General features: G+C 41.1%; 22 protein-coding genes. 8 read left to right on the top strand and 14 right to left on the bottom strand.

Features of this window, described 5'->3' with window-relative positions:
- Positions 1-135 precede the first annotated feature (135 nt).
- Complete coding sequence (proC, locus tag KDU71_RS12225) at positions 136-942, bottom strand: pyrroline-5-carboxylate reductase (RefSeq protein ID WP_212191352.1); 807 nt, start codon at positions 940-942, stop codon at positions 136-138.
- A 121-nt stretch (positions 943-1063) separates the two neighbouring features.
- On the bottom strand, positions 1064-1855 hold the full coding sequence (locus KDU71_RS12220) for an EI24 domain-containing protein (RefSeq protein WP_212191340.1): 792 nt from the start codon (positions 1853-1855) through the stop codon (positions 1064-1066).
- A gap of 97 nt (positions 1856-1952) precedes the next feature.
- Between KDU71_RS12220 and purB the strand changes: the two genes are divergently transcribed.
- From purB to KDU71_RS12205, 3 genes are all read left to right on the top strand, one after another.
- Entirely contained in the window at positions 1953-3308 is a 1356-nt protein-coding gene (gene purB / locus KDU71_RS12215) for an adenylosuccinate lyase (protein ID WP_212191331.1), read from the top strand.
- 135 nt (positions 3309-3443) lie between these two features.
- Positions 3444-5264 carry an ABC transporter ATP-binding protein gene (locus tag KDU71_RS12210; RefSeq protein WP_212191329.1) on the top strand — a complete coding sequence of 607 codons (1821 nt, stop codon included), beginning with the start codon at positions 3444-3446 and terminating at the stop codon, positions 5262-5264.
- A 174-nt stretch (positions 5265-5438) separates the two neighbouring features.
- Complete coding sequence (locus tag KDU71_RS12205; RefSeq protein ID WP_212191327.1) at positions 5439-6089, top strand: hypothetical protein; 651 nt, start codon at positions 5439-5441, stop codon at positions 6087-6089.
- A gap of 194 nt (positions 6090-6283) precedes the next feature.
- On the opposite strand, the gene KDU71_RS12200 is transcribed toward KDU71_RS12205, so the two are convergent.
- From KDU71_RS12200 to KDU71_RS12190, 3 genes are all read right to left on the bottom strand, one after another.
- Positions 6284-7507 (bottom strand): cation:proton antiporter, encoded by a 1224-nt coding sequence (locus KDU71_RS12200; protein WP_212191325.1) that lies wholly within the window; start codon positions 7505-7507, stop codon positions 6284-6286.
- 80 nt (positions 7508-7587) lie between these two features.
- On the bottom strand, positions 7588-8163 hold the full coding sequence (locus KDU71_RS12195; RefSeq protein ID WP_212191320.1) for a PhnA domain-containing protein: 576 nt from the start codon (positions 8161-8163) through the stop codon (positions 7588-7590).
- Between the two features lie 4 nt (positions 8164-8167).
- Entirely contained in the window at positions 8168-9466 is a 1299-nt protein-coding gene (locus KDU71_RS12190; protein WP_212191319.1) for a cysteate synthase, read from the bottom strand.
- 242 nt (positions 9467-9708) lie between these two features.
- On the opposite strand from KDU71_RS12190, the gene KDU71_RS12185 reads away from it, so the two are divergent.
- Complete coding sequence (locus KDU71_RS12185) at positions 9709-11196, top strand: sulfatase family protein (protein ID WP_212191318.1); 1488 nt, start codon at positions 9709-9711, stop codon at positions 11194-11196.
- Positions 11197-11268: 72 nt separating this feature from the next.
- Here KDU71_RS12185 and KDU71_RS12180 read toward each other — a convergent pair whose 3' ends face one another.
- From KDU71_RS12180 to KDU71_RS12170, 3 genes are all read right to left on the bottom strand, one after another.
- The gene (locus KDU71_RS12180; protein WP_212191317.1) at positions 11269-12981 is read right to left on the bottom strand and encodes an acyl-CoA dehydrogenase family protein; all 1713 of its coding nucleotides are present in this window, start codon (positions 12979-12981) and stop codon (positions 11269-11271) included.
- Positions 12982-13077: 96 nt separating this feature from the next.
- Positions 13078-14097: an electron transfer flavoprotein subunit alpha/FixB family protein gene (locus KDU71_RS12175; protein ID WP_212191316.1), complete on the bottom strand. Its 1020-nt coding sequence runs from the start codon at positions 14095-14097 to the stop codon at positions 13078-13080.
- A gap of 91 nt (positions 14098-14188) precedes the next feature.
- Positions 14189-15061: an electron transfer flavoprotein subunit beta/FixA family protein gene (locus tag KDU71_RS12170; RefSeq protein ID WP_212191314.1), complete on the bottom strand. Its 873-nt coding sequence runs from the start codon at positions 15059-15061 to the stop codon at positions 14189-14191.
- 395 nt (positions 15062-15456) lie between these two features.
- Between KDU71_RS12170 and KDU71_RS12165 the strand changes: the two genes are divergently transcribed.
- A complete protein-coding gene (locus KDU71_RS12165) occupies positions 15457-15888 on the top strand; it encodes a methionine-R-sulfoxide reductase (protein WP_244828454.1) in 432 nt (143 codons plus the stop codon).
- 72 nt (positions 15889-15960) lie between these two features.
- Here KDU71_RS12165 and KDU71_RS12160 read toward each other — a convergent pair whose 3' ends face one another.
- Entirely contained in the window at positions 15961-16422 is a 462-nt protein-coding gene (locus tag KDU71_RS12160; RefSeq protein ID WP_212191312.1) for a hypothetical protein, read from the bottom strand.
- A 198-nt stretch (positions 16423-16620) separates the two neighbouring features.
- Between KDU71_RS12160 and KDU71_RS12155 the strand changes: the two genes are divergently transcribed.
- Positions 16621-17328: a (Fe-S)-binding protein gene (locus KDU71_RS12155; protein WP_212191310.1), complete on the top strand. Its 708-nt coding sequence runs from the start codon at positions 16621-16623 to the stop codon at positions 17326-17328.
- A 9-nt stretch (positions 17329-17337) separates the two neighbouring features.
- Here the strand turns inward: KDU71_RS12155 and KDU71_RS12150 are convergent, their stop codons facing one another.
- The 3 genes from KDU71_RS12150 to KDU71_RS12140 are packed head-to-tail and all read right to left on the bottom strand — an operon-like array spanning position 17338 to position 21013.
- On the bottom strand, positions 17338-18099 hold the full coding sequence (locus KDU71_RS12150) for a Rossmann-like and DUF2520 domain-containing protein (protein WP_212191308.1): 762 nt from the start codon (positions 18097-18099) through the stop codon (positions 17338-17340).
- 40 nt (positions 18100-18139) lie between these two features.
- Positions 18140-18592 (bottom strand): hypothetical protein, encoded by a 453-nt coding sequence (locus KDU71_RS12145; protein ID WP_212191306.1) that lies wholly within the window; start codon positions 18590-18592, stop codon positions 18140-18142.
- Between the two features lie 18 nt (positions 18593-18610).
- Positions 18611-21013: a TonB-dependent receptor gene (locus KDU71_RS12140; RefSeq protein WP_212191304.1), complete on the bottom strand. Its 2403-nt coding sequence runs from the start codon at positions 21011-21013 to the stop codon at positions 18611-18613.
- Between the two features lie 139 nt (positions 21014-21152).
- Between KDU71_RS12140 and KDU71_RS12135 the strand changes: the two genes are divergently transcribed.
- Positions 21153-22919 carry a chloride channel protein gene (locus KDU71_RS12135; RefSeq protein ID WP_244828452.1) on the top strand — a complete coding sequence of 589 codons (1767 nt, stop codon included), beginning with the start codon at positions 21153-21155 and terminating at the stop codon, positions 22917-22919.
- A 1-nt stretch (position 22920) separates the two neighbouring features.
- Here KDU71_RS12135 and KDU71_RS12130 read toward each other — a convergent pair whose 3' ends face one another.
- Positions 22921-23979 carry a tRNA dihydrouridine synthase gene (locus KDU71_RS12130; protein WP_212191300.1) on the bottom strand — a complete coding sequence of 353 codons (1059 nt, stop codon included), beginning with the start codon at positions 23977-23979 and terminating at the stop codon, positions 22921-22923.
- Positions 23980-23997: 18 nt separating this feature from the next.
- Complete coding sequence (locus KDU71_RS12125) at positions 23998-24381, bottom strand: co-chaperone GroES (protein ID WP_212191298.1); 384 nt, start codon at positions 24379-24381, stop codon at positions 23998-24000.
- 270 nt (positions 24382-24651) lie between these two features.
- Between KDU71_RS12125 and KDU71_RS12120 the strand changes: the two genes are divergently transcribed.
- Positions 24652-25215, top strand: a complete 564-nt coding sequence (locus tag KDU71_RS12120) for an NUMOD4 domain-containing protein (RefSeq protein ID WP_212191296.1) — start codon at positions 24652-24654, stop codon at positions 25213-25215.
- Positions 25216-25434 lie beyond the last annotated feature (219 nt).

Here is a 25434-nt window from a genome sequence, read left to right as displayed (position 1 = left end):
TGCACAACTTCATAGCAGCATAGCAATAATGCAAAAGCAAATCTATTTTAAAACACAAAAAAGAGGATGTCTCAATTTTGGACACCCTCTTTATTGTATCTTCTTTCAACCAGGCTAAAAATCCTATGCCTCATTTTACGATTCTGTTTCCAGAATTTTGTTATATCCAGCTACAACACCCTGTATAAGCGAAGAGCTAAACCCTTCATACTCCATTTTATTGAGCGATTTAATGGTTACACCAAGCGGTGTGGTTACTTTATCAATCTCTGGTTCAGGATGCGAATTATTTTCAATAATCAGTTTAGAAGCACCTTTCATTATTTGCGCAGCAATCTCAAGGGATAGCTTAGAAGAAAAGCCAATTTCAATTCCTCCCTGTGAAGCAGCCCGCAAAAAGCGCAAAGCAAAAGCAATACCACATGATGCCAATACTGTAGCAGCAGGCATTTGTGCTTCAGGAATAACCATCGTTGAGCCAAGCTGATTGAAAATTTCAGATACTTCCTGCTTATAGGTCAATCCCTTTTCATTAAATGACAAGGCCGTCATCGACTCCTGAATAGCAATGGCTGTGTTAGGCATCGCTCGTATAATTGGCATATCGCCTAAAATCTCCTCGAGGTCGTGAATTTTAATGCCCGATATTACCGAAATCACTACATGTTCCCCATTACCTAAAGCGTCTTTAACCTGATTAAGCAAAGCACGCGCAGCAGTTGGTTTAACAGCTATAATTACAATTTGTGCACCATTTATGGCACTAATATTATCAGTCGTAATATTAAAGCCATCTTCATCATGTAAATGCTGAATCAGTTCTAAATCAAGATTGGTAATGGTAATTTGCTGTGGTGTCATTAAACCACTCTTCACTAGCCCTTTTGCAATTGAAGAGCCCAAATTGCCCCCTCCGAGAATTGCAATATTTTTAGATGTCATCCTTCTAGAATAAGTAAAAATTAATACTCAAATTAACACAATGCAAAGCTAGATAGGATTGTTGACAAAAAATGAACGGCTCGTGATGAGTTATATCAGTGATTGGCCCCTCTTTTATCAGTTATCTGATTAGCTCCAACTCTTTATCAACCACCTCTGCAGCTGCCAGGGTAGCAGCAACAACCGATATAATTGCTACAAAACCTGCCACCATCACACCAATGTATGGAATCAACAGAACCAATGAGAATACAAAGCCATTACCTATCGCTAATCCCTTGTTTTTGCGCATCAACCGCACACTCACATCTATTTGCAAACGACGTCGTTCGAATGTATAGTCCAGGAAGGAAAATCCATAGAAATAGGCCGACACCAGAAATAAAGCAACAGGCGTAAAGTAGCCCACCAAAGGAATAAAGCTAAGAATAAAGAGCAGTACAGTAAATAATAGCTCAACCGTTAAATTACGAATTGCCAGCAGCACTCCCCTAAGAATATCTTTGGCAAATTGTATAAAATCAAATGGCAGCTTATTGCCGGTAATGACCTCTTCCGTCTTTTCAGATAAATAGGCAAAAACAGGTGAAAGCAAAATCAAAATAACATACCCACCAATATAGGCATAGATAATAAAGAACAGCAGGCGTAAAACAATCCAAATGAGTCCCTTGATTAATGCCACAATGGCACTCGCTCCCCAGAAATCCCATGATTCAATATTCATCCATTCATTCAGTGACTCAATCATACCATCACTTAATGAACTAACCGAATAAAACCCCCCAATAAAAAGCAGAACATTAAAAAGCACGGGGAAGATAAAAAACCATCCTAAGCGATTTCGAAACATAAATGACATTGCCTGGGAGTAAGTTCGTAAACCCAACTGAAAACCTTGTCTGTAATTCATTTGTATTTTTCCGATATTTATAATCCTGAGGAGCCAAAACTAAGCTTTTCGGCTAAAATTTACTACTTTTGCACTGCCAAAAAATCAAATAGAAAAAATGATGGATATTCAATTATTGACTGCCATATCTCCGGTTGACGGAAGATATCGAAACAAAGTAGATGGTCTGGCTTTGTATTTTTCTGAATACGCACTAATTCGCTACCGTGTGCTTGTTGAAATAGAGTACTTTATTGCACTTTGCGAGCAGCCACTACCTCAATTGGCCGACTTTGACAAAAACCTGTATGCTGATTTACGCAAAGTATACAAAAACTTCGAATTGGAGGATGCTGAGCGTATTAAAGAAATCGAATCAGTCACTAACCACGATGTAAAAGCTGTTGAGTACTTCATCAAGGAGAAATTTGATGTATTGAAACTAGATAAGTATAAAGAATTTATACACTTTGGCTTAACATCACAAGACATTAATAATACAGCGGTACCATATTCACTGCGTGACGCCGTGCACGATATTTACTATCCATTACTGGAAGAGCTGATTCAGACTTTAGATGATTTGGCAAATGACTGGAAAGATATCCCGATGTTGGCTAAAACGCATGGTCAGCCGGCCTCTCCTACACGCTTAGGAAAAGAAATGAAAGTATATGTTGAGCGTTTGAACAAGCAACTGGCTCTTTTAAAAGGTATTCCTTGCTCAGCTAAGTTTGGTGGTGCAACCGGAAACTTCAACGCTCACAATGCGGCTTATCCTTCTATCGACTGGGTAGATTTTGGAAACAACTTTGTCAACAACATCCTGAAGCTGGATCGCGAGCAGGTAACAACTCAGATTTCCAACTATGACAATATGGCTGCGTCATTCGACAATTTTAAGCGCATCAATGTCATTTTATTGGACTTAGCCCGCGACTTCTGGACATACATTATGATGGAGTATTTCAAGCAGAAGATTAAAAAAGGGGAAGTTGGGTCCAGCGCTATGCCACACAAAGTGAATCCTATTGACTTTGAAAATGCCGAAGGTAACCTGGGTATTGCCAATGCTATTTTCTCACACTTAGCTGAAAAATTGCCGGTTTCCCGTCTTCAGCGCGACTTAACCGATTCAACTGTATTACGCAACATTGGCGTACCTATCGCTCATTCTGTTATATCAATTCGCTCACTGGCCAAAGGTTTGGGTAAATTATTACTGAACGAAAATGCCATCAAGCGCGATTTGGAAGATAACTGGGCCGTAGTTGCCGAAGGTATTCAAACCATCTTACGTCGTGAAGGATACCCGAATCCATATGAAGCTCTTAAGGATTTAACACGCACCAACGAGGAAATTAATGCCAAAACCATGGGCGCTTTCATTGAACGACTTAATGTATCGGAAGAAGTGAAAGAAGAAATGAGAGCATTGACGCCTCACTCCTATACCGGTGTTTTCAAAATATAAAACATAACTACCATTTGTGTTTAGGGCAGTAAAAAGTTACTTTTACTGCCCGTTTTCGTTTTATGGCAAGATGATTGACTATATAAAGTTTCGCAATCAAACTGCCATATTGACACTAATAACAAACAGACAATAATGAAGGACTTTTTCAGAGTATTACGCATTTATCTGCCTCCATATAAAGCTAAACTTGCCTTAACTTTCCTGTTCAACATTTTAAGTGCATTATTCATTGTTTTTTCAATGATGTCAATGATACCCATGCTACAAGTAATTCTGGAAGAAGATAAAGAGGTAAGTACATTAATGGCCTGGTCGTTTGACAAAGATGCCCTGTTCAATAACATCAATTACTACATCACGCTGATTAAAAGTCAATACGGACCAGGTACAACACTCCTTTACCTGGGAATATTTGGTATTGTCACCACCTTGCTTAAAACCGGCTTTACCTATCTGGGCTCATACACCATTACAGGAGTCCGCAATGGCATTACGCGCGATATCAGAAAGGCCATCTACAATAAGATGATTGAACTTCCGCTCGGCTTCTACAGCAATGAACGTAAAGGCGATATGATGGCACGTTCCACTGCCGACGTGCAAGAAGTGGAAGCATCCGTTATGTCATCATTAGACATGTTGCTTAAAAATCCCATCATCATTATTGTAGTGTTGGCATCCATGTTTTTTATAAGCATTGACTTAACACTGTTTGTCTTTCTGGTACTGCCTATTGCCGGCTTTGTAATCGGACGCATTGGTAAAAGTCTGAAGAAAACATCGCGCGAAGGACAAACCAAACTGGGGCTTATACTTGGTATCATCGAAGAATCTCTTTCGGGCTTAAGAATTATTAAGGCTTTTAATGCCGAAAAAAGAATGTCAGGACGCTTCACTAATGAGGTTGAAAGCTACCGACGAACAATGAACAAGCTGCAACGCCGTCGCCACTTAGCACACCCAACGAGTGAATTCCTGGGAACCATCGTTTTTGTTGTGATATTCTGGTATGGTGGGTCCCTAATTCTTAATGGCGATAATGCCTTGAACATGGCGACTTTCATGACTTACCTGGGTATGTTTTACCAAATCATTAACCCTGCAAAAGCATTCTCACAAGCAGCCTATAGCATCCAGAAAGGAATGGCGGCCTACGAGCGTATTGAGCAGGTATTAAGTGCCGACCTGGATATTAAAGAGCATGATGGCTCTAAAGCTATCACCACTTTTAAAAATCAGATAGAATACCGCAACATCAGTTTTGCCTACGAAGATGTAAAAGTACTGAAAGATGTAAGCCTGAGTATTCCGCAAGGAAAAACCATTGCTCTGGTAGGTCAATCAGGTAGTGGTAAAACCACATTTGTTGATTTACTGCCTCGTTTTTACGACGTGCAGGAAGGTGGCATCTACATCGATGGTCATAACATTAAGGATTTAAAATTATATAACCTTAGGGAATTGATGGGTAACGTGAATCAGGAAGCCATCCTTTTCAACGATACCATATACAACAACATTACTTTTGGTGTGGAGCAGGCAAGCGAAGAAGAAGTAATTAATGCAGCTAAAGTTGCCAACGCACATGATTTTATCACCGCTACAGAAGAAGGTTATCAAACCGTCATTGGCGACCGGGGAAGCAAACTGTCGGGTGGTCAGCGCCAACGCATTAGCATCGCAAGGGCCATCTTGAAAAATCCACCTATACTGATTCTTGATGAAGCCACCTCAGCCTTAGATACCGAATCAGAACGCTTGGTGCAGGATGCACTTGAAAACCTGATGAAGAATCGTACCTCTTTGGTGATTGCGCACCGATTATCAACCGTGCGTAATGCTGATATGATTTGTGTTTTTAATGAGGGAGAGATTGTAGAAACAGGCACGCACGATGAGCTAATCGCTAAAGATGGGATTTATAAGAAACTGCACTCAATGCAAATGAGCTAAAACATCAGCTAGTGGTTTTTATTCCGGAATAACCACTAGCTATATAACCGTTCCTGAACAACAATCAAAACCCTATACATAAGTTACTTAGGGTTTTTGTTCACATTTTTTAACGTCTTATCCGTAACATTTCGGTAAGAAAATACATAAATACTAATCAAAAACTTGTTGGATATGATGTTGAAAGATTTGTTTGGGTTAGTAACAGGTGTACTTATTTCTTCGGTGATTACCGCTCAAGATTCGGTTAATCAAAAAATCAAACGATACAATAAAATTGGCAACCTAAAAGTAGATACAAGCTTTAATAGCACTTATCTAAAGGATTTTATGGTGCCCTATCAGGAGTTTGCAGACCTGCATAATTGCAAAATTAAGGTCAGAAACAAAAATATTAAAACCACTATGGCAGCACGTCCTCACTTCTTTTCACTACTACTGGGAAAAAAGAACAGGCGATATGTCATCCTGGTTAATAAAAAAGAATCATTTAAAGGTGTACACCTTAAGGATGTACCTTCTGAAGCACGTATTGGATTATTTGCTCATGAACTGATGCACATTCGCGACTATGAAAGCAGAAAAGTTACAGGAGTGATGGAGCGAGGCCTTCAGTACCTGTCACAAAAAGGCAAGAGGCAAGTAGAACATTATACAGACAGCCTAACTATCGCAGCCGGTTTTGGCCAATATTTATACCACTGGGCCAACTATGTACTGCATGATTCTGATGCATCAGATGATTACAAACATTACAAGTCTCAAATCTATATGACACCCGTTCGTATTTTAACCCAGATAGAAGAATCCCTCCTTGAGCAGTAAAACTATATCATAAAATGAACGATTGATAACGCATATAGCAACTATTGATGATTTATAGTTACTACTATCATTTGCATATAGTTATAACTAATCGATATACATAGTTAGTACTATAAAAGATACATAGTACTAACTATTATTTTATCATAAACATTTCATACACTAAAAATCACTCATTTGATTCGAGGCAATGCTTACTCATTATCTTTCCCCAACAACTTCGGTCCAAACAATTTTATACCAATAGCTCCAACAGGGGCGGTTGTGATAATACTCAATACAGCAATGGCCAGAATCACCTGACCCGTTTCCACAGACACACTCCCCAGCTTCCCGGCTTCAATTAGACTCAGAGGTACGGCCCCAATGGCAGCCTGCACAGTGGCTTTTGGCCAGTAGGCAATCACACAGAAAAGTTTTTCCTTGCTATTTAAATCAGAGCCCAGTAACGATAGCCAAACGCCAAAACTACGAGCCATCAAGCCCAATACAAGGATTAATAACCCTACGCCAACTATAGAGACATCCAGCTGCTTTATCTGTACTTCCGTCCCAATGTATACAAATAGTAATATTTCGGATAACACCCATACTTTGTTGAACTTAGAAGCCAGGCGTTTTGCCAACTTACCGTATTGCTCAAGGATGATAAAACCAATCGCCATGATTCCCAGAAGGCCTGCCAGTGGGATGACTAATTTTACAGCCTCCATCTCAGATAATTCATAAAACACCACAGCAACAATCATAAAGATGATGACCTTTTTTGTGTCCCTGATATGAAATTTCTTGAAGAACCAGACTAAGCCCCATCCTAACACCAAGCCCAGCAAAGCCCCCAGCACAATCCCTGCCGGCACACTCCAGATTAAGTGCCCAATATCGATGCTTGTACCAGCGGCCAAGCCAATAAAAACGCTAAAGATAGTGATAGCAAATACATCATCCACCGAGGCACCTGCCAACACCAAAGTTGGCACTTCTTTCTTATTTCCAAAACCTTTTTCTTTCAGATCAAGCATGGTTGGCACTACCACAGCAGGAGAAACAGCAGCTATTATAAAGCCTAAAATGCCCCCTTCAATCCATGTGAAGTCGAATAAGAAATGTGCAGCAACCATTACCATGCTTCCTTCAATTACCCCAGGAATAAAGCTCATATTAATTGCCGGACGTCCTACTTTATGCAAGGTTTTGCGGTTAATCCCCAGACCCGCACGTATAAGTATGACGATTAATGCTGCCGTTTTGAGCTCCTTTAATATGGTGCTCACTTCCGGATCAACCACATCTAAAACACTCGGCCCAACAATAATTCCGGCAACTATTAAACCGAGAATCCCTGGCAATTTAACGAGTGAAAACAGGTAGTATAAAACCAAAGCTAAGGTGACGATTAAAGCAATATTCAAAAGCATACTGTCGGTCTATTAACATTCAGGGGGTGACTATTTTGTTCTAAAGTAGTCACCCCCTGTATAATTATCAAATGCGTTTATTAGTTTTTCTTTACGTACTTAGTGAGAATATAAATATGCTGCCCATTTACCTTTCCTTCAATGTGCTCAGGATCACCATGCGAAAGAATAATATTACGAACAGCTGTACCGCGTTTGGCAACAAAACTACTTCCTTTCACATTTAAATCTTTAATCAACACCACAGTATCACCGGCCTGCAATTCTGCACCATTGCTGTCAATGTACTTCACCACCTCATCATCACTCAACCCATCTCCATCAGCTTTGGCCCAATCTAAGGTATCGTCATCTAGATATAGCATATCCAGTAAATCCTGGGGCCAGCCTTCGGCTTTCAGTCTATTTAGCAATCGCCAGGCCATTACCTGTACAGCCGGTTCTGTGCTCCACATACTATCATTCAGGCATCGCCAGTGATTAGCATCCATCGCATCAGGCTGCTCTATTTGCGTTCGACAAGTTGAACAGGTTATGATGCATTTTTCAACCACTTCCTCTACAGGAGGCACCTGATAAACAGTCAATCCTTCTTCGCTTCCACACAATTCACATTTACCGCCACTTCGCGCCAATAGCGCCTTTTCTACACTCATTATTCTATTTTTTAAACAATTGACTCAACACCTTCACCACATCTTCTTTCGATGGAGTAATGTCAAAAACATGCACTGGCTTTAAATACACAATCTCTTTGTCACTCTTGAAACGCTTCTCACCTCCTCCGGTAATATTAAGCATGATGCAATCGTCTTTATCAACTACACCGTCTTTAACAGCCTGAATGAGCGTAGCTGTTGCTACAGCTGCTGCAGGATGAATATCATTACCTTCAGTTTCTTCAAATATACGGGCTGCTTCCAGAGCTGCTTCATTGGTAGCTGTTAATACATCACCACCAGCCTCTTTCATGGCATCATATAAGCCACCAAAAATAGCGTACGGAGGTTTTCGGTTTGATAATACCTTCGCATCAATTTCTTCCACCTGTCGGCGGGCTATATCATCATCCAGCGGTAACATCTTGCGCGAATCCGCTTTCCATGCATCATGAATCGGCAGAAAAGGTACATTTTGTGACACCATCAGCTTCATGAAACGCTTACCAAAACGCCCATCTTCAATCAATCGTTTGTTGGCTTCCCAGGCTGCAATAGCTCCTGTGCCACTACCCACTGCCTGAAAATAATACTGTGGAATACGACCAATGGTGGTAACTGCAGACAAAGTAGTGGTTCCCATACCATCGCGACGGGCCACATTTTTAGCACCTCCTTCGGCAATAAAACCATCCAGCTCGCAAGCCAGGTTCGACAAATGGATAGCGTCAAAATAATCACTACCAGACTTTGTCACCACCAGCTTAACATTATCTTTGATAGGCTCATCGAACCACAAAGCATCAATATTATCTTCTGGCACACAAAGTAACAAAGGAATATTATTATCTGAGCAAACGCGTGCAAAGGCTCTGGCTGTATTACCGGCCGAAGCGACAACCAATACGGTTCCATCCTCGTTGTTCAATCTTCCCCCTACTGAATATGCTTCAGTTTCTTTGAAAGAACAAGTACGGAAGTTGGCCCCCTTCTCGGGCCAGTAACCACTAAATGTGATATATAAATCAGATAACCCAAGGTGCTTAGCTAAACCTTCGCTCTTATAAGTAACAGGCGCCGATGATCCCTCCAGCATTTTATGCACGGGTAGCCAGTCGGCGAAACGGAATACACCGTATGAATTATCCTTAACTTCAATTTGTTTTTTATTATAGATAGCTCTTACCAAACTACACTCATGCTCATTTGGTGCATCCAGTGTCCAGCCTTCGTCCTCAAACTGTTTGCCTGATTTAACCGACTCCAGTTTATAAGGCGTTGCTTTGAATTCTTTAGTCATAGTAACGTAGTGTTCTTTGAGCCACAAAAATAGAAGTTTTGACTGGCATGAAGAAAAATCAACCATAAAAACATACTGTTTTAATAGACTTACTCACTAACCAGCATTATATGTGACACTTACATAATCCGCTATATTATTGATAAACTATCTAAATTAACAATGTAGCTCAGATTCAAACATAAACACTCCCCAAAAAGAGGCGCCTTTCATAGCTTTGTAAAACGAAAAAATTCTGAGAGATGCACCTAAATTTACTAAAACTTTTCTTGCTACTTGCTCCACTTATGGTTGGATGCACCACACAACCTAAAGCACCCAACATCATCTATATTTTAGCAGACGACATGGGCTATGGCGATATAAAAGCCTTAAACGCTAACTCTCAAATCCCTACGCCCAACCTTGATCAACTGGTAAATGAAGGAATAGCATTTACAGATGCACATAGCAACTCAGCTGTTTGCACCCCCACACGCTATGGCACCTTAACGGGACAATATGCATTTCGCAGCCGTCTTAAAAGTGGCGTTTTGGTTGGTCATGAACCTGCATTGATTGAGCCCAACACTTCAACTGTTGCGAGTCTTTTAAAAGCGGCCAACTACCAAACAGCCTGTGTTGGTAAATGGCATTTAGGTCTTAACTGGGCCAAAAAAGATACAATGCAACCACTCTTTCATGGTGGTAACCTGTGGGATATTTTTCATACGGAAAATGTGAACTATGCAGCTCGGGTGTCTGGTGGACCTTGCGATTTAGGATTCGATTATTCGTTTATTATTCCTGCTTCACTTGACATTGCACCCTATGTTTATTTGGAGAATGACCAGGCAACGGCAGCTGTTAACAGACAAGTTCCTTTTTATAAGGATGAAAGTGCAAGAGGCATTTGGTATCGACGGGGCGACGTGGCTGAGGACTTCGATCATACTACGGTATTACAAACACTCACCCAAAAAGCACTTGACTTTATTGCTAACAGAAATGAAGAACAACCATTCTTCCTGTATTTCCCTTTAACTTCACCTCATACACCCTGGTTTCCATCTGAGGAATTTGCCGGTAAATCACAAGCCGGAGTTTATGGCGACTTTGTTGCCATGACCGATGATGTCGTTGGCCAGATAATGCAATCACTTGACAATGCAGGTATTGCCGACAATACGCTAATCATCTTTACTTCCGATAATGGTTCGCATTGGTTACCTTCTGACGTTGAACAATTCAACCACAGAGCTAATGGTCCATTTAGCGGCATGAAATCTGATGTTTGGGAAGGCGGACATAGAGTACCGATGATTGCCCGCTGGCCAGAAGCCATCAAAGCAGGAGTTAGGAGCAATACCCAGGTAAGTTCAACAGACTTAATGGCGACATGTGCAGAATTAACCGGACAATCAACTCCTGAGTCGGCCTGCGATAGTTATTCGTTTCTGGCAGCATTGACCGGTAAAGAATCGGCTCAAAATGATGATAAAGTGATGGTTCACCATTCGGTGAATGGCACCTTCGCCATCCGCAAAGGGGATTGGAAACTGATTGATGCTAAAGGTTCGGGAGGCTGGAGTTTGCCTGAGGGGAAATGCACCGACAGCCCTGACCAGCAGCTTTATAATATGCACACTGATAGTAGCGAACAGCATAACTTATACAATGAATATCCGGAGATTGTAAAAGAACTGAACGTTCTTTTAGAAACATACAAAACTGGCAACGAAGCCCGGTAATTACAATTACACATTAACAAAAACGGCTGCTCCTGAGGAACAGCCGTTTTTTTGATTTATATCTAATTGCTATTAAGCTTCCGCTAAATCAGGCTTATAGAATCCAAGGTCATCAATTGACGAGTTGAAGATGAAACCAGCTTTAGAATGGTTATCTGCCTTACCACGTGAAATAAATATTTCTGCAGAAGTACGGAATTTATCGTTACGCTGGGTATCGTGCAGCAACAGGTAACCAAAAATGATGTTACCAGCCATTTCCACCATACGACGTGCATGGTAATCCACATACTCATTATCCTTCACTGCAACAACCGCCTTTACGGTGCGCTCATATTCATCAGTCATACCAATTAATGTGCGACGCAATGCATGCAATTCAGGCTTTAATTCCATCATCTCGAATTCACGAATTCTGTCCAGATAGCCACCGGTTGTAACACCGCGGATAGCTGCCACTACCTGCAACTGAGTAGTTCCTTCGTAGATAGATGTGATACGGGCATCGCGATAGATACGTTCCACCGGATAGTCTTTCATAAAACCCGAACCTCCGTGAATCTGAACCGCATCGTAAGCCAGCTGGTTACTGTACTCTGAAGTCATACCTTTCAGAAGTGGTGTAAAGAAGTCCGCCAGTTTTTGGTAACGCTTCATTTCTTTGCGCTCTTCCGGCTCCAACTTACGCTCTTCTGAAATATGCATATATGTCTTGTAGATATCTACGTAGCGCGATGTTTCGTACAACATGGTACGACCAGCATCCAGCTTGGCTTTCATGGTGGCCAGCATTTCGTATACAGCCGGGAACTGAATAATTGGCTTGCCAAACTGCTCACGCTCCTTGGCATACTCCAACGCTTCGCGGTAAGCGGCCTCACACACACCAACCGACTGGGCACCGATACCCAAACGAGCACCGTTCATCAACGCCATCACGTATTTGATCAGTCCCATTTTACGAGAACCAACCAACTCAGCAGGTGCATCTTTGAACACCAATTCACAAGTAGGTGATCCTTTGATACCCATCTTATTTTCTAAGCGACGAACAATAACCGATTTGTGATTACGATCGTAAATGAACATCGACAGACCACGACCATCGTGCGTACCTTCCTCTGAGCGAGCCAGTACTAAGGCAATATGGCCATCACCATTGGTGATAAAACGCTTCACACCATTTAACACCCATTGTCCATCTTTCATTTCAGCCTTCAGCTCAACTGCCTGCAAGTCAGAACCGGCATCTGGCTCTGTTAAGTCCATGGCCATCGTTTCGCCTCTTGAAACACGCGTTAGGAAACGCTCTTTCTGGTCTTCATCAGCAAATTCATTGATGGTTTCGGCACAATCCTGCAAGCCCCAGATATTCACAAAACCAGCATCGGCACGTGATACAATATCAGCTGCCATAATGTAAGGCACGATTGGGAAGTTCAATCCTTCGTACTTACGTGGCAAGGTGATACCCATCAATCCGGCCTTAACCAAAGCATCAAGGTTTTCTTGAGTTCCTCTGGCGTAAACCACTTCGTTATTGACAATCTTTGGACCTTCCTGATCCACACTTTCGGCATTAGGCGCCACAATATCACCACAAATCTCCCCTACAATCTCCAGTACTTTATCATAGCTGTCCATGGCATCTTCAAAGTCCATGGGCGCATAATCAAATTTATCTTTGTCAGCAAAATTGCGCTCTTTCAAAGCCACAATCTTCTTCATCAACGGATGTTCCAGGTGGAATTTCAAATCCGGGTTGTCTGTGAAAAAATTTGCCATTTTGTTTTTTATTTTGAGTTCCGACACATCGGAATTCTGATCCAACAATAATTTTAGTTAGCTGATAGCGATTGGCTGTCAGCCATTAGCTTTTTGCTACTTGGTGTTCTGCTTATAGAACTTAATTAATTTAGGCACCACCTCGCCCACATCCCCAGTAATGGCATAGTCAGCAATTTTATTGATTGGTGCATTCGGATCATTGTTAATGGCAATGATCATAGACGACTCTTCCATTCCAGCGGTGTGCTGAATCTGCCCCGAGATACCACAGGCGATATACAGCTTTGGACGAACAGTTATTCCCGTCTGACCAATCTGGCGGTCGTGCTCAGCAAATCCGGCATCAACAGCGGCACGTGAAGCACCAACCTCACCACCTAATACTTCAGCCAGTTCCTGCAATTGTGCAAAGTTCTCTTTCGAACCAACGCCATAACCACCAGCCACAATGATAGAAGAGTTTTTGATGTTCACCTTCGATTTTTCCATGTGGCGCTCAATTACTTTCACCACTAAATCTTCAGGTTTTAAGATTTTATCAACATCTATAGTGTTAACTTTTCCCTTATAGTTGGCATCCACAATTTCCTTCTTCATCACCCCTTCGCGGACTGTAGCCATCTGTGGGCGACAATCAGGGTTGATAATGGTTGCTACAATATTACCACCAAAAGCAGGACGAATCTGATACAACAGATTCTCATAGGTTTTACCGGCCTTTTTATCTTCATGCGGACCAATTTCCAGTGACGTACAGTCAGCAGTTAAACCGCTAACCAAAGCTGAAGATACACGAGGCCCCAGGTCGCGACCAAAAGTAGAAGCACCTAATAGAGCAATCTGTGGTTTCTCCTTTTCAAAAAGGTTAACAATAATGCTTGTAAAAGGTAATGTTGTATACGGATCCAAACGCTCATCATCGCCAATGTGAACCACATCAGCTCCGTATGGATATAATTCTTTTTCAATTCCTTTCAGCTTGTGGCCTAATACCAAAGCCTCCAATTTACAATTTAACTGGTTAGCAAGAGAACGCCCTTTAGTCATTAATTCTAACGACACGTCGGCTACTTTTCCCTCATCTATTTCGCAAATAACAAATACGCTGTTCATTTTCTTAATTTTAAGTGAATTAGTAACTAGTTATCAGTCAGCGGTCAGTAGCTTCTGGCTACTGTCTACTATCTACTGACTAATCACTAACTTAACCTATTGTGTGATTAGCAATTAATTCCTTCATTAACTCATCAATCTCTTCATCGGCTGGTGTCATTCGCTTGGCTTCTTTGGCCTGGAATACCACATTCTCGATTTTCTTCACCTTGGTTGGTGAGCCTGATAAACCTAACCAGTTAATATCCGTTTCAATATCATTAACACTCCACTCTTCAATGTTAAGATAAGGACGATCAGCGGTTAAATCGATGTAATCTTCTGATTCACTTTGACGCTCTGTAATGGTCTTAGCGTGCTTAAACTTCATCAGCAGCTTGGTGTTGCGCGGGCGACAGTCAGGTGCACTGGCATTTACTGTTATCACACCAGGCAGAGGCATTTCAACCGTTTCAACACCACGCTCTAAACGGCGCTTGATAACAATTTTCTTTTTATCTGCTGAAAGAACTTCCTCTGCATAAGTTACCTGTGGCAGTCCTAATTTTTCGGCAACCTGAGGTCCTACCTGTGCAGTATCACCATCAATCGCCTGACGACCTGCAATAATCAAATCACATTTCTCCATCTTTTTAATGGCACATGATATGGCGTAAGAAGTTGCTAGAGTATCGGAACCTGCAAAAGCTCTGTCGGTTAGCAAGTAACCATTATCAGCTCCTCTGTATAGACCTTCGCGAATGACATCCGCTGCACGTCCTGGCCCCATCGTCAAGATAGTTACTTCAGTACCCGGATAGTTATCTTTTAATCGTAAGGCTTGCTCAAGGGCATTTAAATCCTCTGGATTGAAGATAGCCGGCAAGGCCGCACGATTCACTGTCCCATCAGCTTTCATGGCATCTTTGCCTACATTTCGGGTATCAGGTACTTGCTTCGCAAGAACTACAATTTTTAATCCCATTGCTTCAATTTTTGGTAAAGAATTATTAACGGTTGACAAATATATAAAAAGAGTTCAATTAACAAAGAGCAACACATCATACTGTATTTAAATACCTTACAAGATATTGTTTAACATTTAGGTAATGTAATACTTTTTAACAAATCATTTAAAACACCTTCTTATTTTTCACATTATCACTACGTTACAAATAAGCTCATTTACTTTTCGAACAAATTCATAAATAGCCTTGAACAATGAACAAAATGACAGCAGATTTGCTCTATTTAAAATGAGTTTAAGTAACAGAATCGTTGTAAGGATTCTCAAACTAAAGCGACCAATATAAGGTAATACCTACCAATAAGTCAATGAAGAAATAGCAACACTGAGTAGCTATAAAAAACGATAGGCCGATGAAATGGTTGATTTTAATTCTGATAGTTCTGATAAGTCAAGATATGATGGCACAAGATTCAACAAAACTGGTTCTTAATCCGCTTAATGAAGAGGAAAAAAGGGTTATACTGCATAAAGGAACAGAATATCCCTATACGGGAGAATATACAGACCATAAAGGAAAGGGACAATACATTTGTAAGCAATGCAATGCCCCTTTATATAATTCGAATGACAAATTTGATTCGCATTGTGGCTGGCCTAGCTTTGATGATGAAATTGAAGGCGCTGTTAAACGCGTGCCCGATGTCGATGGCCGACGAACCGAAATTGTATGCGCCCGTTGTAATGGCCACCTTGGCCATGTATTCTTGGGTGAAGGCTTTACACCCAAAAACACCCGCCATTGCGTTAATTCAATTTCGCTAAAGTTTGTACCTGCTAAATAGATTCAGCTTTTGGAATTACTATTTTATTTCGTCAAAAGCCTGGAGAAAGTTTTTATTTGCTGACATAGTGAATTATGCTCTCCGCTTTAGTTCACAGCAAACATTATGGGCATTGTGATGCGAACATAAATCGTACAGAGGACAATATTTGGGCAGATAGTCGCACATTTCCAAATCAACCACCTGATTACGCACCGGATATACCTGGTGCTCCAAGGCATAACGCAAATGACCGTATTTAATGCGATCATTAACACAGCTTTCGAATATGGGATTTAAACCGTATGCCTCATACACCTTTATTAATGACATTACCACTTCTGCCACCTCAACATCCGATAAATAATCAATATTGGGGAAAAAGAATTGCTCAAGACCAATAAGGTCCGACAATTTAACGCCTTCCAACTCTTCGTCGTGCATGCAATCATAATCACTTGACACCGGCACTGTAAAAAAACTGTTGAGACGTTCTGCTGACTCAACTTGTACCTTCTCCAAATCCTCAATAAGGTGCTCAATATACCTTTTCATCCGCATGAGTTTTTATCCACCCAAAGCCTTCAACGTAAACTACAGCCATTCAGTTACACTAAAGCTATGAGAAAGTTTAACGACTCAGTGATAAACATTTAACATGCCAAACCGATGAGCTTTACAAATAATTGCTAATTATTAACATCCTTTAATTGGGGAACCTTAACTTTGCTCCTTATATAAACTCAATCCTCCATGCTGATCGATCTATTTGTTCCCTGCTTTATTGACCAGATGTTTCCGGAGACCGCCTGGAATACGATTAAACTATTGGAAAAAGCGGGCTGTGAAATACATTACAATCCAAAACAGACCTGTTGCGGTCAACCACTTTTCAACAGTGGCGATGTGAAACATTCAACCAAACTGGCTCAAAAATTCATTAAGGACTTTCCTAATAATCGCCCAATCGTTACGCCTTCAGCTTCATGTGCGGCCTATATCCGCAATCACTATTCAAGCCTGGTAGATGAAGAACATGCCCAACGCCTGCAAAACAACACCTTTGAATTAACAGATTTCCTGGTCAATCAGCTTAAGGTGCTTCATTTTAATGCTGCATTTCCTCATAAAATAACTTATCATGATGCCTGCTCGGCTCTGAGAGAGTACGGATTAAAAGATGAACCTCGCCAGCTATTGAAGAATGTGGCCGATTTGGAGCTTGTTGAAATGCCTCATCGCACCGAATGTTGCGGATTTGGTGGCACTTTTATGGTAAAATATGCACCTATTTCAACAGCCATGACGGAGCAAAAGGTTGAGCATGCCCTTTCAACCGGTGCCGAATACATTGTATCGACTGAAGCATCGTGTCTGTTAAATATCCAAAGCTACATTAATGCCCAAAAACTGAACATTAAAACCATACATGTTGCCGATGTATTGGCCAGTCAACTTTAACAAGGTAATCTATTTATTGTATTTTAGAATACTATCGGTCAGCATCCGATATATCTGTTGAGTTTCCTTTTGGCCTTCCAACTGATTAAGATGCTTTTGAATTATTTGCTGATCATTGCGTGCTGCCGGCCCCGTTTGTGCTACCGATGGTGACATGCGCAATACCTTATTCGCCGTTTCCTGAATCAAGGGATGCAACAATTCAAACGGAAGCCCACTCTCTTTTAGTACATCTTCGCCCAAACGATACATATGATTTACAAAGTTACAGGCAAAAACAGCTGAAATATGCAAGGCGCCCCGTTGATCTGAACTGGCCTGCAGAACTCTTTTACTCAATTCATTGCCCAATCCCATCAGCAAAGAAGCATTAGCTATAGTGTTAGCTTCCACTAAAATAGGAATTGCATCAAACTGAAGCTCTGCACTTTTTACAAAGGTTTGAAACGGGTAAAACACCCCGTAATTTTTAAATCGCGATAAGATATTGACCGATACACTGCCGGCCGTATGCACAACCATTCCATCAACATCAGGCAGTTGTTCAACAACTTCCGCCAAAGCATCATCCTTAATTGATAGAATATATAAATCCGCCTGTACATTAATTTGTTGCACTTCATCAATTGAATCGGCATTGACTTCATTAGCCAAAATTTGGGCATTGTCAATTGTACGACTACAAACCTGTAATATTCGATGCTTAGCCATGTATAAAGCTCTTGCCAAATGGCTTGCCACATTTCCTGAACCGATTACAACAATATTCATGACGAATCTTTTGTGCGAAGATAAGACCTAAAATACAGATTTAACTGAAACGCTTAACAATAAATGAAAGTAGATATACGATTACAGGAAAAACCAGTGTAAAGGCGCTGTATGCCACAAACCAACTAAAAGCCTTTGCACTACCAACAAACGAATCACCGAAACCTGAGAACTCAAAGCGCCAGTTTCCGGCGAGGCAATAACTAATAAATCCCCATAACAATGAGTTGATGATAGCTGCTTTTGCAAAATAGTTTAAAGCAATAAACGACAACAACAGAACCGAGAATGAAATAACCCCACACCAGGCTATTACATTACCAATTGGTAAGAATGTTATGCCCGGAAACGGTTTAACAAGTAGTTCGATGCCACTAATCAACATTAATAAGCTCGCTAACAATACAGCTAAACTAATTGCCCTAACTAATCTTTTTCTGATAATCTTACTAATCACGTACAAACTATTTTTATAGATACTAATTCTATTCATGAGCAAACCCAAGTAATATCAGAACTCTATCATTAATCCAATGGTTGGCAGCACAGTGCCCGATGTGGTAATAATCTCTTTCAGACGGTACCGCTGCTCTTCAATTGGTGCGCCGGGATTCTCGATAATTGGCCTACCACTATCATCCAGTTCTTGAATCAACTCGGGAGGCTGATTGGCCTGTTGATTATATAAATTTTGGATATCGATGTAAAAGCCAAGTGTCATATTTTTCAAGTACCAGGTCTTATCAATCCGCACATCCAGCTGATGAAAATTATCTAATCGCTGGGTGTTAAACTGTGCATAGTCAAGGTACTGTCGGTTTTGCGCATCCCAGGCCAATACCAGCGATGACTTATCGTAATCGTAAGGTGTGTATGGTAAACCTCCCACAAATCGCCATTTAACACCAATGTTCCAGTTTTTACCCACATCTTTATTTCCGGTAAATGTTAGAATATGGCGGCTATCCCATGATGATGGTACATAGTCATCCTTCCAATCAGTAAACTCGCTTCGTACAAAGGTATAAGCCCCTATCATGCTAAATCCCTTATCTGTACGAGTTCTGATAAGCAATTCGGCACCATACGATTTCCCTTTGGAGGTAGATGTCACTTCCTCATCGCCAAAAATGCCAAAATCACCACCTTTACTAGCCATAGAAATGGAATCTTTAACCGAAAAAGGGTAATCATCGTACTGCTTAAAGAAACCCTCCAGTGTTATCCGGGTTCTTTTGTTGGGACGATATTCCAGCCCTCCCACAACATGATCGGCCTGCAAGTATTTTATTCCGTTTGATTTATTGACAAGTTCGCCAGCGTTATTACGGTAACCCAAAGTGGTATAAGCCGGGTTTTGGTAATAACGTCCAACATTCATATTAAGGTAAATATCGGGCAAAAGCATATATGAGGCCGAAACCCTTGGGCTTAACTGACTAAACAGCTTATTCATATCAGATGAGTAGCTATTAGCATCCATACGCAATCCGGCCGATAGAGTTAAACGATCGTTAAAAAATGGATGGGAAACGGAGCCAAAAACCGACCATTTTACAAAATTAAGTTCCGATGAATAATTAATTTCCTTAGGAACACCATCTTCAAACACTTTGCTGTAAGTCTCATTCTGATATTGCACATACTCGGTACCAGCGCCAATATTTATTGTAAAATCATTGGGGCGGGCTGTATATTCCACCCTCAACTTGTTCTCAATTTCGTCGGACGAGTAATCGGTCAACAGATTTTCAGGCGTTTGAATATTATCCTTGTACTTATATGCCACATTATTAAGATGGTTGCGACTCATAAAAACAGACAGGTAGCTACGCTCGAAAAAATGCTTGTAAGCGGCGCCAACAGTATAGCTCCACTGATTGTTAACCGGCAGATAGTCCAATATATAATTATTCTCCTCTGTGGGCTCAGCATCGAGGTTAAGCTTAAACCTGTCAATGGCTCCTACGCCCAAAAAGGTGATTTCATTTTTGGCATCAATACGTGTTTGCGTTTTAAACTGAAAATCAGTAAAAGTAGGCAGGAACGGCAGCTCCAGTGCATCAAACAAAAATTGCAGATATGAACGACGTACCGATGCAATCAATCCTGTTTTCTCGCTGATAGGCGTAGTGGTTGTCAATGATAATTCAGATGCTCCCACAGTACCTTTAAAGTGTGGCTTATCATCCTGCACATCAATCTGTTTAAATTCAAACACCGAACTTAATGCATTACCCTTGGAAACCGGAAAAGCACTCGAATAAAAATCCACCTCGCGAATAAAATCCACATTCAAAATACCAACCGGACCACCAGATGCGCCTTGGGTGGTAAAGTGGTTTAAAGTTGGGATTTCGATGCCATCTAAAAAAAAACGGTTTTCAGAAGGACCGCCACCTCGCACAAACAAGTCATTCCGAAAGGTACTGGCACTTCCAACGCCGGGGAACGACTGCAATACTTTCGAAATATCGCGATTGGCACCAGCACTCTTTTCAATCTGGTCGATGCCAATTCGCCGCAACGAAACCGGCGCTTCTGGTTTTACAGCATAGGGCGATGCCGTTACCTGTACTTCATCCAATGCCTCAGCTGTACTTTCCAGTGCTATCTCGAAATAATTATTTCGCACCTGCGAGATGTTAAACTCTTCGGTAACAAAAGGCTTATAGCCAATTGATGAGAGTTGCAACTGCACAAAACCAGCTGGCACATTCTGTAGCTCAAACTGGCCAATGGAATCAGTCATCGTTCCGGTAGTTGTTCCATACACTACAATATTTACAAATGGAATCGGCTGATTATTATACTTATCTTTCACTAAACCTTTGATTGTTCCGGTTTGTGCTGTTAAAGTATGGCTTATTATTAAAGAGACGAATATTATTAATAATCTGAACCTATTTTTCATATTAATCAGAATTGTATCTGTTGAATAAACAAAGTTAATCCTTAAACACGACATAGCAGAAAATGTTTTTCCTTTCTACAATTAAGCAATATTCATGAAATGTACATTTTTTGCTACCTTGCTCCTACAATCTTTGAAAATGAATCGTAAATCTCTCTTTCGCCAGTTCCTGGTATGGCGTTTAAGACATGTAAGCAATCGTCAGTTTATGATGATTTTAAGCATCTTAGTTGGCATAGGAGCCGGTTTAGCTGCGGTGATCATCAAAAATTCGGTTCACTTTATCAGCGAACTGGTTCACCATTATACACAAAGTAGCAAAGGCTACCTTTACCTCATCACTCCTTCTATTGGCATCTTTTTATCGGTTTTATTTATCAAGTATGTCATCAAACGTCCGGTACGCCATGGTATTCCTAATGTGCTCTATGCTATTTCAAAAAATCAGGGACAGATGAACCGGCACAATATGTTCTCATCTATCATAACCAGTGCATTAACTGTCGGATTTGGCGGAAGCGTGGGATTAGAGGGCCCAACTGTGTCAACCGGTGCAGCTATCGGGAGTAATGTTGGCCAACTGTTTCGTTTAAACTACAGGCAAATTAAATTACTGTTGGGTTGTGCCTGTGCCGGAGCTATGGCAGCCATTTTTAAAGCCCCCATTGCCGCCATTGTTTTTGCATTGGAAGTGATTATGCTTGACCTGACACTGGCTTCTTTGGTGCCAATTCTGATGGCCTCTATCTCGGCAGTTGTAACATCTTATCTATTTATGGGACAAGAAGTGGTTTATCCCTTTGATGTTACCCATACATACGAACTGAAAGACCTTGTTTATTATATATTGCTTGGCATTATTGCCGGATTTGTTGCCACCTATTTTACACGTGTATACATTCTTATTGAGCAGTGGTTCGAACGGTTTAATAAAAGCAGGATACGCCTGTTGGTGGGCAGTTTATTACTGGGTACACTTTTATTCTTCTTCCCATCGCTGTATGGTGAAGGTTATGAATACATTAACCAAGCTTTGGCCGGCGATTTCAGCCATGTATTTGACGGTTCTGTCTTTGCATTTCTGACCGATAACTTTGCCGCTATGGCCTCCCTACTAAGCATTATTATTCTGCTGAAAGTGGTAGCCGCCTCACTCACTTTTGGCAGTGGTGGTGTGGGGGGTATTTTTGCACCAACACTTTTTATGGGCGCCAATACAGGTTTGCTTTTTGCCAGCATTGTTAACAAACTTGGATTTCATCAGCTACACACCCCAAACTTTGCGCTCATTGGCATGGCAGGACTCATTGCAGGCGTATTACAGGCACCTCTTACCGGCATCTTTCTGATTGCCGATTTATCGGGTGGCTACGAAATGTTTTTGCCATTGATGATTACGGCCACAGCTTCGTTTGCCACTACCAAAACCTTTGTTAAGCACTCAGTTTATACGCATCAGCTGGCACAGCGCCGCGAACTCATCACTCACGACAAAGATCACGCTGTATTGACCATGATGGAAGTGAAAAACCTCATTGAAAATGATTTCGCCAGAATCAAGCCAGATGCCAATCTGGGCGATTTGGTTAAGGTGATTTCTGAGGCTCATCGCAACCTGTTTCCGGTGGTGGATGATGAAGGACAACTACATGGAATGATTAAAATGGACGATATCCGTAAAATCATATTTAAGCCAGAGCTGTACGAATCAACCCTGGTAAGAGACCTCATGTATATGCCGGAGTACTATATTAGTCCGGATGATAGCATGGAAGACCTGGTGGAAATGTTTCGCAAATCAAGCCGTTTTAACATTGCTGTTATCGATAAGGGTAAATACCTTGGTTTTATATCGCGGGCCAATGCATTTACCGCTTACCGCAATCAGCTCAAACAGTTTACTTAAGCTATTGTGCGTCTTCAGCCTCTGACTCTTTAGCTTGCTTCCTGGCCTCCTGCTCTAACAGGAAATCATTGAGTATCTGCTCTACCTCATCAAAGCCATGAGTTTCCATTAACTGCGCACGCAATTGCACTGCTCCCGGGAAACTATTGGTATAAATTTTAAAGAAGCGTTTAAGAATTGACCAGGGCTTCACGCCTTGCCAGGTACTAGCGTATAAAGAGGCATGCAAACGCAGCGCCTCAATGCGCTCTTCCATTGCAGGTGAATAGGCAGGATTGTAAAACCATGGATTATGAAATATACCACGACCAACCATTACACCATCAACACCATACTCCATCACTTTATCAAGTGATTCCTCAATAGACATTACATCGCCGTTACCCAACAGTTTTATGTCAGGATTAATTTGGTTACGCAACTCCACCGACCTGGCAATTTCATTCCAGTCAGCTTCACCTTCCGACATCATTTTCTGAATACGTCCGTGTACGATAATTGCATCGGCTTCGGATTGCAGTAGGTTTGAGATCCACGACTCAGTGACTACTGATTTAAAGCCTACACGCGTTTTAACGCTCAACGGCAAATCACTGGCCTCATGCACCGCTGTAATAATCTCACGCGCCAGCTCAGGTGTGTTAATCAATGCCGAACAAGCACCCTTTTTGATAATATTTTTCATGGGACAGCCCATGTTGATATCAATCCCGTCAAACGCCGTTTCTTCGGCAATATATTTGGCTGTTTTATAAAATTTCTCAGGATCCGTTCCCCAAATTTGTGCAACCAGCTTTACATTATCACGCTTAATCAGCTCTAGTTCACTATCGTTAACATGAAAGCGGTGCACAACCTTTTCTTTGCCCACCGGGTGACAAAATCCATCGGTAGATAAAAACTCGCTAAACAGTAAATGCAGGTTGCCCGGACTCGATAAACGTAAGACAACCTCACGAAATACGGTATCCGTCACATCTTCCATGGGTGCAAGCGCCCAGACAGGGCCTTCACTTGATTTCCAGTAGTTGGTTTTATTGGTGGTAATTCGTTCTCCCATTATACTCATTGATTTCTCCTATTCAAACAATCCTTCATCCCTAATCACCATCAATACCGACGATTGAGATACAATGATATATTTTTCGTTTTTATACTCTATTTCGTAGCCTCCGCTTTGCAGGTAAATAGCCAGGTCACCTTCTTTGGGCTGCAAAGGCACATACTTAACGGATTCATCCTTCTTTTTCCAGGCTTCATCTTCATCAGCCATGGCAGGTATTGGATAGCCCGGGCCAACCTTTACTATGTAACCGCTATGCACCTTTTCTTTTTCCTGAACACTAGGTGGCAGGTAAAGCCCCGATTTGGTTTTACTCTGGGGCACTTTAGGCTTAAGCAAAATACGATCGCCCACCAAAATAAATTTCTCTAATTCTTTATCATCAATACCTAACGACATAGTAATAGCACTTTAGGCTGCAAAGATATTAAAATGCCAATTATTTGAGCAAGCCAACAGCTCCCTGTCTTCCAACTAATAAGCACTTAACTTTTTTTAACAGCACTTAAATTCAGGGATATATTGAATTGACAGATCCTTTTTCATACTTTTGCTGTTACTTTAAAACAGTTAGTCGAATTCTCGACATTTTTCTCGACACTAAAAGTATAGATTTATAAGATCTTACAGCATTAATCTAGTATATTTCAACCTTTAACCTAAAGTGTAATGAAACCAAACATGAACGAACGCAAGCTTCGGAAAATTGAAGACGAGCAGTGGAAAGAGCTTACGTTTACCGACAAAAAATATGAAATAAGTAACTATGGCCGTATAAAAAGCTATTGTTATGATAAGGTAAACGGGCGCATCGTTAAACTTGGTAATATTAAGGGCTTTTACAATGTTAGTCTGCGTGTAGAAGGACAAAAAAAGTCGTACTTAGTACATAAGTTAACAGCAGAGTATTTTGTTGATAAAACAGCAGAAGACCAGGATGTGGTGATACACCTTGACTGGAATAAGCAAAACAACTACCACACCAACCTCAAGTGGGTGACTAAAGCTGAAAGCTACAAGCGCATGCACAAGGTGCTTCAGGAAGCTCGTAAAAAAGCCGGCAAGGTAGTGACCAGTTCTAAACTTTCGACTGATGATGTGGCCGTTATTAAAGGCATGCTCGAAAAAGGTGTTAAGCAAAACCTGATAGCCAAGCTATTTTGCGTGAGCGAAATGCAGGTGAGCCGTATTGCACGAAAAGAAAACTGGGCTGAGATTGAACCCAAGATGTAATCTAATTATGACAGGATATAGTTGAGGAGGGAGTTGAAAACTCCCTTTTTTTGTGCCCAATACCCACACTCCTTTCAATTATAGTAAGACTATCAGTACTCTTAAGATTCGTTAAAAATAAAACTGCCTAAAACATTGTCGTTTTATTTGTATTACTTTTGTGCCCACTATGAACAAAATCAATCAGATAATCGGGAAAGTTCTTATTTGGCGAGTTAA

The sequence above is a fragment of the Carboxylicivirga sediminis genome (genome assembly GCF_018156225.1).
Classification (GTDB): Bacteria; Bacteroidota; Bacteroidia; order Bacteroidales; family Marinilabiliaceae; genus Carboxylicivirga; species Carboxylicivirga sediminis.
Note: the sequence above shows the minus strand (reverse complement) of the source record. Positions and strands in the feature narration are given on the sequence as shown.